At 53.6% G+C, this 15,648-nt stretch carries 11 protein-coding genes; 4 read left to right on the top strand and 7 right to left on the bottom strand.

Going from position 1 to position 15,648, the window contains the following annotated elements:
- Window position 1 precedes the first annotated feature (1 nt).
- Window positions 2-1,435, top strand: a complete 1,434-nt coding sequence (locus tag EU557_RS18235) for a RagB/SusD family nutrient uptake outer membrane protein (protein WP_135531901.1) — start codon at window positions 2-4, stop codon at window positions 1,433-1,435.
- 97 nt (window positions 1,436-1,532) lie between these two features.
- Here the strand turns inward: EU557_RS18235 and EU557_RS18230 are convergent, their stop codons facing one another.
- Window positions 1,533-2,009, bottom strand: a complete 477-nt coding sequence (locus EU557_RS18230) for a hypothetical protein (protein ID WP_135531900.1) — start codon at window positions 2,007-2,009, stop codon at window positions 1,533-1,535.
- Between the two features lie 149 nt (window positions 2,010-2,158).
- Here EU557_RS18230 and EU557_RS18225 point away from each other — a divergent pair, with 149 nt between their 5' ends.
- Complete coding sequence (locus tag EU557_RS18225) at window positions 2,159-2,419, top strand: hypothetical protein (RefSeq protein WP_135531899.1); 261 nt, start codon at window positions 2,159-2,161, stop codon at window positions 2,417-2,419.
- 83 nt (window positions 2,420-2,502) lie between these two features.
- On the opposite strand, the gene EU557_RS18220 is transcribed toward EU557_RS18225, so the two are convergent.
- Window positions 2,503-4,440 (bottom strand): CocE/NonD family hydrolase, encoded by a 1,938-nt coding sequence (locus EU557_RS18220; RefSeq protein ID WP_135531898.1) that lies wholly within the window; start codon window positions 4,438-4,440, stop codon window positions 2,503-2,505.
- A 206-nt stretch (window positions 4,441-4,646) separates the two neighbouring features.
- Here EU557_RS18220 and EU557_RS18215 point away from each other — a divergent pair, with 206 nt between their 5' ends.
- Window positions 4,647-7,217: a M14 family metallopeptidase gene (locus EU557_RS18215; RefSeq protein ID WP_245326318.1), complete on the top strand. Its 2,571-nt coding sequence runs from the start codon at window positions 4,647-4,649 to the stop codon at window positions 7,215-7,217.
- Window positions 7,218-7,283: 66 nt separating this feature from the next.
- On the opposite strand, the gene EU557_RS18210 is transcribed toward EU557_RS18215, so the two are convergent.
- The 3 genes from EU557_RS18210 to EU557_RS18200 form a co-directional block, all read right to left on the bottom strand.
- Complete coding sequence (locus EU557_RS18210; protein ID WP_135531896.1) at window positions 7,284-7,637, bottom strand: hypothetical protein; 354 nt, start codon at window positions 7,635-7,637, stop codon at window positions 7,284-7,286.
- A 126-nt stretch (window positions 7,638-7,763) separates the two neighbouring features.
- Window positions 7,764-8,999 (bottom strand): S-adenosylmethionine:tRNA ribosyltransferase-isomerase, encoded by a 1,236-nt coding sequence (locus tag EU557_RS18205; RefSeq protein WP_135531895.1) that lies wholly within the window; start codon window positions 8,997-8,999, stop codon window positions 7,764-7,766.
- A gap of 67 nt (window positions 9,000-9,066) precedes the next feature.
- A complete protein-coding gene (locus EU557_RS18200; RefSeq protein ID WP_135531894.1) occupies window positions 9,067-9,846 on the bottom strand; it encodes a class I SAM-dependent methyltransferase in 780 nt (259 codons plus the stop codon).
- Between the two features lie 226 nt (window positions 9,847-10,072).
- Between EU557_RS18200 and EU557_RS18195 the strand changes: the two genes are divergently transcribed.
- Window positions 10,073-10,657, top strand: a complete 585-nt coding sequence (locus tag EU557_RS18195) for a hypothetical protein (protein WP_135531893.1) — start codon at window positions 10,073-10,075, stop codon at window positions 10,655-10,657.
- A 168-nt stretch (window positions 10,658-10,825) separates the two neighbouring features.
- Here the strand turns inward: EU557_RS18195 and priA are convergent, their stop codons facing one another.
- Together priA and EU557_RS18185 are read right to left on the bottom strand one after the other, a co-directional pair.
- On the bottom strand, window positions 10,826-13,369 hold the full coding sequence (priA, locus tag EU557_RS18190; protein ID WP_135531892.1) for a replication restart helicase PriA: 2,544 nt from the start codon (window positions 13,367-13,369) through the stop codon (window positions 10,826-10,828).
- Window positions 13,370-13,566: 197 nt separating this feature from the next.
- Window positions 13,567-15,606 (bottom strand): thioredoxin domain-containing protein, encoded by a 2,040-nt coding sequence (locus EU557_RS18185; protein ID WP_135531891.1) that lies wholly within the window; start codon window positions 15,604-15,606, stop codon window positions 13,567-13,569.
- Window positions 15,607-15,648 lie beyond the last annotated feature (42 nt).

Genomic DNA, 15,648 nt, shown 5'->3' with positions numbered 1-15,648 from the left:
GATGAAAACTATATTTTTCCGTTCCGCTGTACTTCTTGCACTAGGCTTGAGCCTGGGCCTGACAGCCTGCGACAAACAACTTGATATTGACCCGTATCAGTCCGTTGACGCGGCTACTGCGCTTGACACGCAGGACAAGGTGGGTAGTGCCGTAATCGGCCTGTACGCCCGTTTGGATTCGCCAAACCTTTACGGCACTGATCTGATTTTAGTGCCTGAGTTGCTGGCAGTAGACAACTACATCAGCTTTCAAGGGTCTTTCCAAAACTACCGGCAGATAGCTACCCGCAACACTAATTCGCAGACCACTACTGCGGAATCTATTTGGCGCACTGCTTACCAAGCTATCAACCAAACAAACTTGGTAATTGATGCGCTACCTGTTGTGAAAGACGAAGATCTAAAAGCTCAGTACGAAGGCGAGGCTCGTTTCATTCGGGCCGATATGCACTTTGAACTGGTGCGTTTGTATGCCAAGCAGTATGAAGCCGGCGGTGCAAACGCACAGTTGGGTGTTCCACTAAACCTAGTACCTATAAGAACAGTAGAAGAATCTTCTACGCTGCAACCACGCGCTACAGTGGCTCAGGTGTACGCGCAGGTAATTGCAGACCTAAAGAGCGCTATTACGCTTCTGCCTGCGAGCAATGGTACCCGCGCTTCTAGCTACACCGCTAAAGCCCTGTTAGCCCGAGTGTATTTGCAGCAAAGCAACTTTGTTGAGGCTCGCACTCTGGCCGATGATGTAATTAAAAACAGTGGTAAAGCACTTTCCCCCACATTGCAGTCGGTTTTTACAAACCGCAATTCGTCAGAAACGCTGCTTGAGATTCAGCAAAATGACCAAAACAACGCCGGAACTTCTAACAGTGGCCTAGCAACTCTGTTCGCTAGCATTGGTCAGCTTGGCCGTGGTGATGTGCGCGTGCTAGGGAGCTTTGCTGGACAATATGAAGAAAGTGATGCTCGTGGGACAGACTCTCTTGCTTTCGGAAGCTCCAGAAAACTCATATATCTTGGTAATGGTGCTCGTGCTGGCGCACTTCGTACTGGAAAATACAGTGCTTATGGCCAAAACATTCCGATAATTCGTCTCGCGGAGATGTACCTAATTCGGGCAGAAGCTGCTTTCCGCGCTGGTGATGTCACTACTGCATTGGCTGATGTTAACCGTGTGCGTACGCGTTCTGGGGCTACTCCATTGACTGAGGCTCAATTGTCACTTGCTTCCATTTTGCGAGAACGTCAGTTAGAGCTTGCTTTCGAAGGTTTTCGTATTCATGACCTAAAAAGGACTAATACTAACATTCTTATTCCAGGAGCGAACGGAAGCCCCGCTACTACATATCCCATTACCAGCGACCGACTGGTGCTGCCAATTCCGTTACGCGAAATCAACGTGAACACTACATTGGTGCAGAACCCTGGCTACTAAGTATTTTATATAATAATTTAAAAAGGCCGCAACGATTCCGTTGCGGCCTTTTTTTGTGCTATAGGTACTGCTGGTATTAGCCTAGGCCACTAGTTTGCTATTGGTCTTCTTCGTCATCCTCATGATGGCTGAAGTCGAGTTGGGTGGCTACTTCCAAAGCCTCCTGAATAACCCCATCCATCAACGGCTGGGTGTCGGCATCAAGGGTACGCTCGAAGAGGCCTAGCAGAAGCTCACCGTCTTCATTAACGTAGAGGTTAGTGTAGAGGCGCTCGAATACTTTGGCGTCTTTGTTAATAGTAGCATCAATTTCAGCAACAGAGCGGGCACCTAGGGCACGATGGAGGACATCCATCACGCGGCGGCTTTCTTCATGGTCGCCCAGGTCAGCGAGGAGCTTCATCAGGGCCAGGGCCACACCTAGGCGTACTCGCTCGAAGCGGAATGCAATATCCGTTTTAGAGGCCTGCCGGAAGGTATCGTAGGCTGTTAGCGTGGCAGGCGAGAGGAAGCGGCTGGCATCGGTAGCCTCTGGGAAGGCAACCTGCAGGAGTTGTTCGTAAGCAGAAGGCATAAAATTAGTATCAGTGGGAGGCCTAGCGCTGTGAAAAGAAAGCTGCTGAGGCGAAACATTCAGACTCAAAGGTACGATTGTATCTGCAGGCCTTGTTCAACTCCGGAATTGGCGCCATCTTCACTGTCCCGATACATTTGCACACTCCTATGACGCACAAGAAAAAATGGCTCACGTTTGCCCCCGCCGGACTGGTTGTTGTCGGGTTTGGTACCTGCTTAGTGCAGTGGGCTGCTGACAAGAAACGAAACAAAGCCCCTACATCGGAGTGGGTAGCGGCTGGCACAGCGGCGTTGGTAGTGTTCAACGCTGGCCTGAGCTTGTTTGGCCGTGGAGTATCGGAGGGTGTGCTGTATGAATTGAAGGAGAAGCCTCAGGAGATGGATTTTTATAACGTGCCCCGCATGTAGAGTAGGTTCCCTCTAGAAACAGCAAAGAGCAACGATACCCAATATCGTTGCTCTTTGCTGTTTCTAAAGGGGACGTAAGTGGCCTAGAGCACTCTCACAGTGAGCTGAGAGGTATGCTCGGGAGAATGATACAAGCGGTGCGTAGCGGCCTGAAAATCCTTCTCATCTGCCTCAAAAATGTTCGGCACGAAGGTCTGCGGGTTCCGATCCACTAGTGGGAACCAGGAGCTTTGCACCTGCACCATTAGGCGGTGGCCCTTCCGGAAGGTATGGCAGAGGTCCTGCACGGTGAAGGGAACAGCCGTTACTTGGCCTGGCACAAAGGCTTCGGGCTTGGAAAAGCTATTACGGAACCGGCCCCGCATCACTTCTGAGCGAACCATTTGTTGATAGCCACCGAGCTTTACGGCGGGGTTAGTGCGCGGATTATTAGGCGTGTCATCCGGGTACACATCAATAATCTTCACCACCCAATCCGCGTCGGTGCCGGTGGTAACCACCTGCAGCAGGGCCTGAATGGGGCCTGCTAAGGTCATATCTTCAGTGAGCGGTTCCGTCTGGTACGTGAGCACATCGGGCCGGCGACTGGCGAAGCGCTGGTCATCGGTCATGTACTCGCGCGTCATGCCCGTGGTAGTGGCTTCGGAGAAGGGTACGGGGTGAGCTGGGTCGCTGAGGTACTGATCGTACTCTAGGCCACTGGTGGGCTTATCAAAACCCATTTTACCTGCTGCTTGGAAGTACAGAACACGCTCCTTAACCTCCTTAGGCGGCCAAGCCTCAAAGGTGCGCCAACGGTTGGTACCGCTTTCAAACACGGTAGCTTCGGGAGTGGCGGCAGGCTTACCATCTTTCAAGTAAGATTTGAAGAAGGGCGCCTCGATTTCCTTCTGGTAATACAGCGACGGAGACTCTCCGTAGGCCACATTACCTACCATTTCGCCGGTGCCGCGCGCCCAACCGCCGTGTACCCACGGGCCCATTACGAGGCCATTGCGCATACCGGGGTTTTGCTTTTCAATGGTCTCATAGGTTTTCAAGGCTCCAAACAGGTCCTCGGCATCATTGAAGCCACCTACGGTAAGCACGGCCGTGCCCTTGTTAAGGTTTTTGAGGTGGGGGCGTAGGTTGCGGGCCTGCCAGAACTCATCGTAGTTTGGGTGGCTCGTCATCTCGTTCCAGAAGGCCACCTTGCCCTTGTAATAGTTGGCATCGGCATTCTTCAGCGGCCCCATCTTCAGGAAGAAGTCGTAGCCATCAGGCGTACCATGGTTGAAGCCGGGGTTGCCAGTAGGCGTAGGCTGGGGCCGGGCAAGTCCGAAGGAGGCTAGGAAATTGAACGCGTGCGGCAGGAAGAAAGCCCCGTTGTGGTGGAAGTCGTCCCAAAACCAGTCGGCAATGGGGGCCTGCGGTGAGGAAGCCTTTAAGGCTGGATGGCGGCTCAGTAGGCCAGTTGCCGTGTAGTAGCCGGGGTAAGAGATGCCCCACTGGCCTACGCGGCCGTTGTTCTTGGGGCCGTGCTTCAGCAGCCACTCTATAGTGTCATAGGTGTCGGTACCTTCGTCGATATCTTTCTTGCCCTTGTGCGTATCCTTTTCTGGGCGTACATCTACAAACTGGCCCTCTGACATATAGCGGCCCCGTACATCTTGGTAGGCGAAGATGTAGCCCTCGTGCATCATGGTGCTGCTGGGACCCAGGCTGTACTTGTATTTACCGGCTCCGTAGGGGCCTACCGCGTAGGGGGTGCGGTTGAGCATAATCGGGTAGCGGACTTTATCAGCGTCGTTGGGCGCGTACACTACGGTGTAGAGCTTGGTACCATCCCGCATCGGAATCTGGTATTCCTTTTTAGTGTAGTGCTGCTGAATGTAGGCTGTGTCGGCCGTTGTAATGGCTAATTGAGCCTTATCAGCTTCTGATGCTACTGGATAAGTAATGGCTGATTGCGCATAGCCACTCAAGGCTCCGGCTAGCAGTAAACCAATTAATGTGGCGGCGTGAGGAGAATTGTTGGACATAAGTAGATGGAAGGGTGGCGTAGGCACTCAATCTACTCCCTATTTTCCTGATTGCTACGCTGTGCATGCGACATATGCTCTCGGCGATAGAGGCATGAGCTAATGAGCAAGGTTTCCGGCTTTCGTATGCTTTCCAACGCTTCTTTGTGCTTTCTTTGAGTTCCACTTGTACTATGTGGGCTGTAGCCTGCGCAATTTTCCTTTCCGTGCAATATTCTCGCTTTCGAGTGGCCTACTTGCTGCTCCTGCTCTTATGGGCCCCTCGGCTCTTCGCCCAAGCCCCGGCCACAACCAATGAGGGGCCTTTGCTTACTCCCGCTCAGTTTTTGGGTTATGAGCTCGGGACCCAGTTTACGCCGCACGCTGCGCTACTTCGTTATGTAGAACATGTGGTGCAGCATACGCCCGGCCAAATGAAGCTGCAGCGTTACGGCAAAACCTACGAAAACCGCCCGCTAGAGCTGGTATATGTGGCTACTGCAGACAACATGAGCCAGTTGGAGAACATCCGCCACAATAATTTGCGCTTAGCAGGCCTAGAGAAAGGGGCCATTCAGCGCCAGCAGCCGGCCGTGGTATGGCTGAGCTACAATGTGCACGGAAACGAGGCGGTATCGTCGGAGGCAGTGATGGAGGTGCTCTATGACCTGGCCAACCCACAAAACCAGCAAATGCAGCAGTGGCTACAAAACCTAGTAGTTATTGTGGACCCCTGCGTGAATCCCGATGGCCGCGACCGGTACGCCATGTGGTATAACCGAGTGCGCAACCAGCAGGCTAACGCCTCGCCCTACTCCTGGGAGCACCGGGAACCATGGCCTGGCGGGCGCTACAACCACTACTATTTCGATTTGAACCGTGACTGGGCTTGGCAGACTCAGCAGGAAAGCCGCCAGCGGATTGTGGTATATAACCAATGGTTGCCCCAAGTGCACGCCGACTTTCACGAGATGGGGCCCAATAACCCTTACTACTTCTCGCCGGCAGCCAAGCCCTTCCACGCCGACTTAACAGAGTGGCAGCGGAAGTTTCAGAACATTATCGGCGACTACAACCGCCAGGTATTTGACAAGAACAACTGGCTCTACTTTACCCGCGAAACCTACGACCTATTTGCGCCTTTCTACGGCGATACGTGGCCATCCTTCAATGGCGCCATCGGCATGACCTATGAGCAGGGTGGCGGTGGCCCGGCCGGTATTCGCTACACTAAGGCCGACGGCGATACCCTAACCTTGTCGCAACGCATTGCTCACCACCACGCCACTAGCCTAGCAACTATCCAAGCGGCTTCTGACCGCCACAACGACCTGGTGAAGGAGTTCCAAAACTTCTACACCAATGCTAGCACTAAGCCTAAAGGGGAGTATAAGTCGTTTGTGCTGGCTAGTAGTGGCGACCCTGGGCAGATGCGGGCCTTCACGCAATACCTCGACCGGCAGCAGATTGCCTACGGCTACGCTACTAAACGCAGCAAGCTCAAAGGCTTCGACTACACCACCGGCAAAACTGATAATGTACAGATCGAGCCGCACGATGTGGTGGTGAGCATGTATCAGCCGAAATCAACCTTGGTGAAAGTGCTGTTCGAGCCGCAGTCGGCCCTCGAAGATTCCCTGACTTATGACCTTACTTCCTGGTCTCTGCCTTATGCCTTTGGGGTAAAGGCCTACGCGTTGAAGAGCCGGGTGGAGGCTACCGGGTCGCGGCCGGCGGCAGCTACCGTGAAAGGAAGTGCTGCCGCTCCGGCAGAGCGCCCGTACGCCTATTTGGCTCGTTGGAACAGCCTGCAGGATGTGCGCTTTCTGGGGCGTTTGCTGCAGCAAGGCGTGAAGGTGCGAGTAGCCGATGAACCCTTTGAAACGGAAGGCCAGAAATATCAGCGGGGTACGGTTGTTATTACCAGAACTGGCAACGAGGCTCTCGGCAACCGATTCGATCAGCTGGTGCGCGCCCAGGCAGATTCTGCTGGGGTGTTAGTACAGGCCGTTCAATCGGGCTTTTCAACGAGTGGCGGCGACTTAGGCTCGCGCTCCGTGCGCCCAATCAAACAGGCGAATGTAGCTGTGCTAGCTGGCCCAGGCGTAGATGCTACGGCTTTTGGTGAGGTGTGGCACTTTTTCGAGCAGCAGCTAGGCTATCCCATCACGGTTATAGGCACAGAGTATTTCAACTCTGTGCCGCTTGCTAAGTTTGATGTGCTCATTCTGCCCGATGGGGGCTATGAGGATATTCTCTCGGAGCGCAATTTGGAGAGTGTAAAAGCTTGGGTGCGGGCAGGTGGCAAGCTAGTGGCCCTTGAGGGGGCTTCCCGCTTTCTGGCTGGTAAGAAAGACTTCCTGCTGAAAACAAAGCCTGCTGACTCGGCAGCAACCAAGAAGGCTAGCCCTTATGCGGCCCTGCGTCGCTATGCCGATGCAGAGCGTGAGCAGATTGGCGAGCGGGTACAAGGCAGCGTCTACCGTGTTCAACTGGATAATACCCACCCATTAGCTTTCGGGTATGGCGACACGTATTACGCCTTGCTGCGTGACATCCCTAACTACCGCTTTATGCCCAATGGAGGATGGAATGTGGGCGTACTGAAGAAGAACAGCTATGCCGCCGGTTTTGCAGGCCGCAAAGCTCAGCGCGTATTAAACGACACGTTTGTGCTCGGTACGCAGGATATGGGGCGCGGGCAGGTAGTGTATCTTGGCGACAACCCTCTCTTCCGGGCCTTCTGGCAGGGGGGGAAGCTTCTCTTCGGCAACGCCATCTTCATGGTAGGCCAGTAAGCATGTACCGCACAAAAAAGCCCCGCTGCCATGGCAGCGGGGCTTTTTTGTGCGGTAAGGCAGAGACTAGTCTACTACGTCTTCTGCCTTGTTCTTTACTGCTTTAGCGCCCTTTTTCACAGCGTGGCCGGTTTTCTGAGCACCTCTTTTCACCACGTGGCCAGTTTTCTGGGCACCTCTTTTTACGGCGCTACCAGTCTTCTGACCAGCGTCTTTGGCGTCCTCTTTGGTGTTGTGAATCTTTTCACCAGCTTCCGTGCGGCCCGTCTGCGACTCCACTTTCATGGTGCCGTTGTCGCGGGTGGTTACGGTAGTTTTAGCGCCGGTAGCATCATCTTTTGCTACAGTTTTGGTATCGCCTTGGGCGAAAGCTGCGGTAGAAAAGGCTACGGCAGCGGCTATCATCAGTATCTTTTTCATGACAAGGAGTAGGCTTGGAAAAGTAAACCTGTGTCCTTATACGCTACTCTAAAAATAAGTTGCTGTTGAGAAGAATTGCAGGTGAAAACTGCAAAAGCATGCTCTAGGCCACTTGCGTAACGTTAATCAAGGGAGCAGCAACGAACTGTCGCCGTAACTCAGGAAGCGGTAGTTGTTCTCTAGCGCGTGCTCATACAGGTGCCGCCACTCAGGGCCAACCAGAGCAGCCACCAGGAGCAGCAAGGTGCTTTCTGACTGATGAAAATTCGTAATCAACCCCTTAATCAATCTAAACCGATAGCCGGGCGCAATTAGCAGTTGCGTGGTAGCATGTATCTCCTCAGTGCCGGTGGCCTGAAGATGAGCTAATAGCGCCTGAAGTGCAGCTTCCGTCGGAACTTCTGTTGTTTGTTCGTAGGGCTGCCACTGGCCTACGTGCCACTTCGTTTCCGCATGTGGCTCTTGAACAAGCCGAGCGCCCAGCCAGTACAAGCTCTCCAGAGTTCGGAGACTAGTAGTACCAACGGCCAAAATAGGCCTAGGCCAGTGTTCCAGCAGCTGACGAAGTGTGGTAGCAGTTACGCTAATGGGCTCACCGTGCATGGGGTGGCCTAGCATCTGGTCGGCTTTTACCGGCTGAAACGTGCCGGCCCCAACATGTAGCGTAACGTGCGCAGAAGCTACCCCACGTGCTTCCAGTTCAGCTAGCACAGAATCGGAGAAGTGAAGGCCGGCAGTAGGGGCGGCTACGGCTCCTTCGTGCGCCGCATAGACAGTTTGATAACGGACGGCGTCGACGTCAGTGTCGGGGCGGTTGAGGTAGGGGGGGAGGGGTAAGTGGCCTGCCGCCCGCAATACCTCGGCAAATGGCAGATGAGCAGGCTCCCAGCTGAACTGAATGAAGGCAAATCCTTCGCCTTGCTCTAAGCGCTCAGCCGTAAGTGTAGCAGGTTGGCCATCAACGGTGAAGTCTAGCAACACAGGTCCCGTTTTCCAGCGCTTTCCATTTCCCACTAAGCATTTCCAAACGCAACTACCGGTCTGCTGCATAGCCGGCTCAATAGCTGTGTGCGGAGCCACGGGCTCTAGGCAAAACAGCTCTACTAGGCCACCCGTTGGTTTGTGCGCAAACAAACGAGCACGCACTACTTTGGTATCGTTAAAGACTAGCAGCGAATCGGGCGGCAGTAGGGTAGGTAGTTCCTGAAATCTGCGGTCTTCAAGCTGGCCGGCTTGGTAAACGAGCAGCCGCGACTGGTCGCGGTTAGCCAACGGCTCGGGGGCTATCCGGTCGGGGGGGAGCTGGTAAGTGAAATCGTGAATAGAGAGCTGGCGAGGATCGGGGGCGGCAGAGGCAAACATGCCACAAAGGTAGGCCACCTAGCGCACTCTGCACGGTCACTCCATAGCCCTATACAGCCTAGGCCTGTTACTTAGCCCGGTGGAAGATCATTAGATGTTGCTGAGGGAGCGTCTCGATGGTATCAGCCAGTTCTAGGCCTACGGCCGCCATTTCACGCTTCGCCTGCGCTACTGACATCTTGTGGATGCGCTTGATGGGCACATTAGGGTCTTCGGCCCGGTATTCTACTAGCGCCAAACGGCCCGTAGGAGTGAGGGAATTGCGCACGGCACGCATCATCTCTCTAGGATGATCAAACTCGTGATAAGCGTCCACAATCAGCACCAGATCTACCCCATTAGCCGGTAGATTAGGGCTTTTAGTAGTGCCCAGCACCGGTACTACGTTTGGAGCTTTAAACTTGGCTTTGTTCGCTTCCAGAGCCGTGAGCATTTCGGCCTGAATGTCAACGGCTAGTACTTTGCCCTGGGGAACAAGCGGGCTGAGGCGAAACGTGAAGTAGCCCGTGCCAGCTCCTAAGTCGGCTACCACATCGGTAGGTTTCAGGCGAAGCTCCCGCAACAAAATATCTGTACCCTCTTCCTGCTGACGGTCGGGTCGCTCCAGCCAATCAGAGCCTTCATGGCCCATTACGTGCGCAATCTGGCGTCCCATGTAGTATTTGGCAATACCGTTTAGGTCTTGCGGAGTCCGGCGCTCATACCCACTACTGTCGGGTACCACACTTCCCTGAAATTGGGAAAGCTGAGCAGCAGTGCTTTCAGTGGGCGGTTGGGTGCAAGCTGTAGTACATAACAGCAAGCTGGCCACACTTACACGCCAAAACAACAAAAGAGAAAAGGGCATACGCACGGTGCAATTAAACGGCGAATGGGCTAACATCCTAATTGAGCGAAGCGTTCGAACTGACCAGTTCTTGTGCTGGCACTAGTTGTTTCTAGGCCTGCTCTGGGCCCACAAAACTTTACTGTAACACAGCTGAGCACAGATTTAATCCCGCTTTTTATGACCAATTATTACTTTAGCCCGTAGAAAACGCGTTTGCTTACCATTCACACTAATTCCTTTTTCCATGAAACACTTGTCCGGATTCCTTCACAAGCTGACTGCCGTTGCTGCCGTAGCAGTAGCTCTCACGAGCTGCAACCGTGCTGAGTACGCCATGCTGCCCAAGACCTCTTCGGCTTACCACGGTACCCAGCGCGGTGTGATCGTAACACCCGCTCCTGCTACGGCACCTGTTGCAGCTGAAGCAGTTACTGCTAGTGCTCCGGAGGCTGCTCCAGTTGAGAAAGTCCCTGTAGTAGCAGCACAACCAGCTACAGCGCCTGTTGCAACTGAGCGTACCGCCGTTGCTATGGCTCCTGCCAAAGCTCCTGCCGCAGCTCCTAAGTTGAGCCTTGCGCAGAAAGCATTGGTGCGCAGCATCGCTAAGAAGGCGGATAAGCTCGCAACTAAAGCGCAAGTGAACAAGAAATCGGAAGTTGCTTCTAAGAAAGACACGAATGCACTGAACCGTAATATTAAGCTAGGCATCATCTTACTTTTGGTAGGTATTCTGCTAGGTATTTTCGGTGGGGTACTTGGTGTGATTGGTACCATCTTCGCCGTTATCGGTATAGTTCTGATTGTTCTTGGATTGCTTGACGAGGTTTAAGAATAATTACAATATCAAAAAGGCCCTAGTTACATATGTAACTAGGGCCTTTTTGTTTACATACTATACGTTCTGAAGAAGGTCTGTGCTTTAGTAATGTTAGCTCCTTTATCTGTGTAAAATCCCCTTATGACTATTCTGAGGTTGACAATTCATGTGGTGTCATTTTTACATCGGGTCTACATCGGCTGCAATACGCGCTTGCTTAAAGTCTTTGTGGTCACGTACAAGGTTAATAGACTCCAGAATATCAGTTTTAGCTGACCGCAGCACGGTGTGCTCCCGGCTGAGCTTAATGGTAATTTCTTGAAGGTAGAAATTCCGAATCCGGAAAATATAAGGCGCCTCAGGGCCTAGCACTGCCTCGCGGCCGAGGCGGTCAACCAGCTCCTGCGTGAGCATAATGGCGGCTCGTTCTGCAGCTACCGGGTCTACGTGTTTCACGGTGAGGCGAATTACACGCATGAAGGGTGGGTACCCATGCTCACGACGCTGCAGAATCTCATACTCATAGAACTCCAAGTAGTCGTTGCGGATTACCTTATCGAAGATCACCTGTTGCGGATCACCCGTTTGGATAATCACTTTGCCCTTTTTGCCCTTGCGGCCTGCCCGTCCGCTCACCTGCACAAACATCTGGAAAGCCCGCTCGTGGGCCCTGAAATCGGGGTAATGAATGATGCTGTCGGCGTTGATGATGCCTACCAGGCTCACGTTGGCAAAGTCCAAGCCTTTCGTCACCATTTGCGTGCCTACCAGCACGTTGGTTGTTTGCTTCTCGAAGTCGGAGATGATCTGCTGGTAAGAGTTTTTGGCGCGGGTAGTATCCAAGTCCATTCGCTGCACGCTGGCAGCGGGCAGCATAATCTTCAGGTCGTCCTCCAGCTTCTCAGTGCCAAACCCCACCGTTTTGATGTTGCGAGAGCCGCAAGCCGGGCACTCTACCGGCATCCGGTCGTGGTAGCCGCAGTAGTGGCAGCGTAGCTCGTGGGCGTGCTTGTGGTAGCTGAGGCTTACGGCGCAGTTTTTACACTTCGGAATCCAACCGCAGTCGAGGCAGTTAATGAAGGGAGCATAGCCGCGGCGGTTCTGGAATAGAATTACCTGCTCCTTGGCCGCCAGCTTACGCTCCATCTCCTGCATCAATTCCGGCGTGAAGTGGTTGAGCATAGTTTTCTGTTCCCGCGATTTACGGGTGTCCACTAGCTCAATCTCCGGCAGGCCGGCTTCACCAAAGCGCTTGGTCAGTAATACCAAGCCGTAACGCCCCGTGCGGGTCTGGTAATAGGTTTCCACAGAAGGGGTGGCTGAGCCCAACAGCGTTTTAGCGCCTTGGAAATTAGCCATCATCAGGGCTACCTCGCGAGCATTGTAGCGTGGGGCCGGGTCGTACTGCTTGTAGCTTGATTCGTGCTCCTCGTCTACAATCAGCAGCGCCAGGTTATCGAAGGGCAGGAATACCGATGAGCGCACGCCCACTACCACCTGAAAGCGTCCCGAAAGCACTCCATTCCATACTTCTACCCGCTCGTTGTCGGAGAACTTGGAGTGGTACACGCCCAGCCGCGAGCCAAACACGCGCATCAGGCGCGTTACTATCTGGGCCGTAAGGGCTATTTCGGGCAACAGGTAGAGCACCTGCCCGCCGCCTTCCAAGGCTTGCTGAATCAGGTTGATGTAGATTTCTGTTTTTCCCGCGCCCGTTACACCGTGCAGCAGCACAATGTCTTTCTCCTGAAACTGCCGCATGATGTCGTCGTGGGCCTCCTGCTGGGCCTCACTCAAGGTGAAGTGCATGTTGGCGGCCTCGTCATCTTCCATCGGAAACCGCGACACAATCACATCAAACTGCTCCAACACGCCATTTTTGATCAGCGTGTTCACGGCCGAAGGAGAGAGGTGCGGAGCGCTGGTTAGCGCCGCCTTTTCCATGCCCTTGTGGTTGGCGTGCTCGTTCTGGTACACGGGCACCCGCTGCAGGTACCGCATAAGTACATCAAGCTGCTTGGCTTTGGAAGCAAGCTGCGTAAACAGTTGCTCTAGCGCTGCTTCGGCCACGTAATGATGAGCCAAGCGCACTTTCTTCACCACTTTGGGCGAGTACTTGTCGGAAAGATGCTCGAAAAGGAATACCACATCCTTCTGCATCAACGACTTGATGTACTTGTGAAAGGATGCAATGCCTAACAGGTCACCAACCTCGGTGAAGGTCATGGATTTACCCTCCTCACCGGTGCTCAACGCCTCTACAATCTTCTTCTCCTGCTCACTCAGCGGGTATGGGTTTGTCTCGGCCTCAAACGCCGGATGAAGCTGCACGCGGCTTTCGGAGCTGAGTTTGAGGGCAGCTGGCAGTGCAGCATTAATCACCTCACCCAGCGTACACAGGTAATAGTCGGCCATCCAGCGGAACAGCTTCAGCTGAGGCTGAGTCACCACGGGAGCATCATCAATAAACTCCAGGATGTACTTAGCCTGGTAGTTGGCGGGTGGCGTTTCGTGCACGGCCGCCACTATGCAGCTCAACGTTTTCTTGGCTCCAAACTGCACAATTACACGGCCCCCAATCACCACTTGGTCATTTAGCTCGAAGGGGACGCGATAGGTGTACAGTTTGGGCAGCGGCAACGGCAGAATTACGTCCGCGAATAGCGTAACGCGGTCGGCTGCCGGTTCGGGCTGCGGCTGAACAAAGTCAAACGTGAGGCTCAAAAGAAATCAGAAACAGAATGCGAATAGTAAAGATAGACGGCTTGCCTCAATGAAGTGACGAGCCCGCTACGATTTGCCTAGGCCAGTTCTATATAGCAAGCCTGGCATAAGCGCCACTAAGGTCACGCTTAAACGGACTGCTATAAACAACAAGTAGAGTGGCCTAGTTGCGGACAAATAGTAAGCTTTCTGAGCTTCTAGGCCAGTTGAGCTAGCGCCTCATCTACAGAGTACACCGGCTGCTGACAGGCTCGGTTAAAGCAGACGTAAATGGTTGTCTGGTTATGGCGGGCATCACGGTTAGCCAATAGAGGCAACCCACTAGAAGTAGTGGTACCAGCCAGCACAATGTTGGGTAGATAATGTCGGCTCAGGTCTGCTCGGAATTTTTCCGCCTCTGGGCCTACAATAGCTATTTCTGCCGTAGGGCGCAGGCGTGCCGCATACAGGGCTGCCCAGTTGGTGAGGTGCTGCGGCTCTTTCACTGCTAGCTCATGCACTTGCTCTAGCATGAGGCCTGCCAGTTCTGTGTAACGCTCATTCTCCAGGTGCAGGCCTAGCCGGTGCAGATTGTGCGCCATTACGGAGTTAGAAGCTGGTATTACATTGTCAAAAAGCTCCTTCTTGCGAGCTATCAGCGCAGCACTTTGGGCATTGGTATAGAAAAACTGGTTTTCCTCTGGGTCAAAGAAGTTTGCCAATATGTAGGCCAGTAAAGTGTCAGCCTCACGCAGCCACTCCTCCGCAAACGTAGCTTCATAGAGGCTGATGTAGGCCTGGATCAACAAGGCGTAGTCTTCCAGAAAGGCGTTAATGCTAGCTTGCCCATTTTTGTAGTTGCGGTAAAGCTGGTCGCCCCGGCGTAGGTTCTGCTGCAGAAATGTAGCATTCCGTAAGGCCAGCTCCAGAAACTGAGGCTCCTGAAAAGCCCGGTACGCATCTACGAGCCCTTGCAGCATAAGCGCATTCCATCCCGTCAGGATCTTGTCGTCTAGGCCAGGGCGCACGCGGTTTTCCCGCGCCCCAAGGAGCTTTTTCTTCCAACCTGCTACTAAGTCAGCTAGGACCGGCAGTGTAAGCTCATGGCGTTGAGCAAAAGCCACGTCTGATTCGCGGAGGTGCAGGATGTTGCGGCCGTGCTCCCAGTTGCCCAAAGCCGTGCAGCTATAGTACTCAGTGGCCAAAGGCTCTTCGTCGCCGAGAATCTCTTGCAGTTCCTCCCGCGTCCAGACGTAAAACTTACCTTCCTCGCCCTCACTATCTGCATCCAGCGAAGAGTAGAAGCCGCCTTCCGGGCTCATTAATTCACGTTGCACAAACCCCACCGTATCGTAGGCCACCTGTCGATACAGCTCTTCTTGGGTATGTTGGTAGGCCTCTGCGTACAGGCTTAGCAATTGGCCGTTGTCATAAAGCATTTTCTCGAAGTGCGGAACCAGCCACTCTTCATCCACTGAGTAACGAGCAAAGCCGCCGCCTACCTGATCGTAGATGCCGCCCCAGGCCATTTCGCGCAATGTAAGGTGTACTTGGTCCGAAACGACGTCGCTGTTGGTTAACGCATGAGTGCGCAGCAGAAACCGCCAGATGCTAGGCATCGGGAATTTGGGCGCCCGGTTTGTGCCGCCTTTTTCACGATCAAATCGGGCAGCTAGGTTGTAGATAAGAAGCTTGAACTGTTCGGCAGAAAGACCGGTGTCTGTGGCTGGCATGCGATATTTATCCAGTTCACTGGCCTGCAACACCTGGGCAAACTGCTCCGCCGAGGCATCCAACTCGGCTCGGTGTTCACCCGCATAGCCTTGGCCAATGCTTTCCAGCAACTGCACCCAGTTACGAGGTGAAAAGTATGTGCCACCATAAAATGGCTTGGCCTCGGGATTTAAAAAGACATTAAGCGGCCAACCACCTGACAGTCCCATGGCTTGCAGCGCATCCATGTACACCTGGTCCACATCAGGCCGCTCTTCCCGATCTACTTTGATGCAGACGAAATAGCGGTTCATCACCTCCGCTATCTGCGGATTCTCAAACGACTCCCGTTCCATCACATGGCACCAGTGACAAGCCGCGTACCCAATACTAACTAGAATGGGCTTTTGCTCCGCCTGAGCGCGTGCCAACGCTTCTTCACCCCACGGGTACCAATCCACGGGATTATGCGCGTGCTGTAGCAAATACGGGCTTGTTTCCTGCGTTAAGCGGTTACTAGAAGCGGGAAAGGAGGTTGATGACATGCAATGGTGGTAAGGTGATAAATAGAAAACCCGGCTACCAGG

The sequence above is a fragment of the Hymenobacter wooponensis genome (assembly GCF_004745865.1).
Lineage (GTDB): Bacteria > Bacteroidota > Bacteroidia > Cytophagales > Hymenobacteraceae > Hymenobacter > Hymenobacter wooponensis.
Note: the sequence above shows the minus strand (reverse complement) of the source record. Positions and strands in the feature narration are given on the sequence as shown.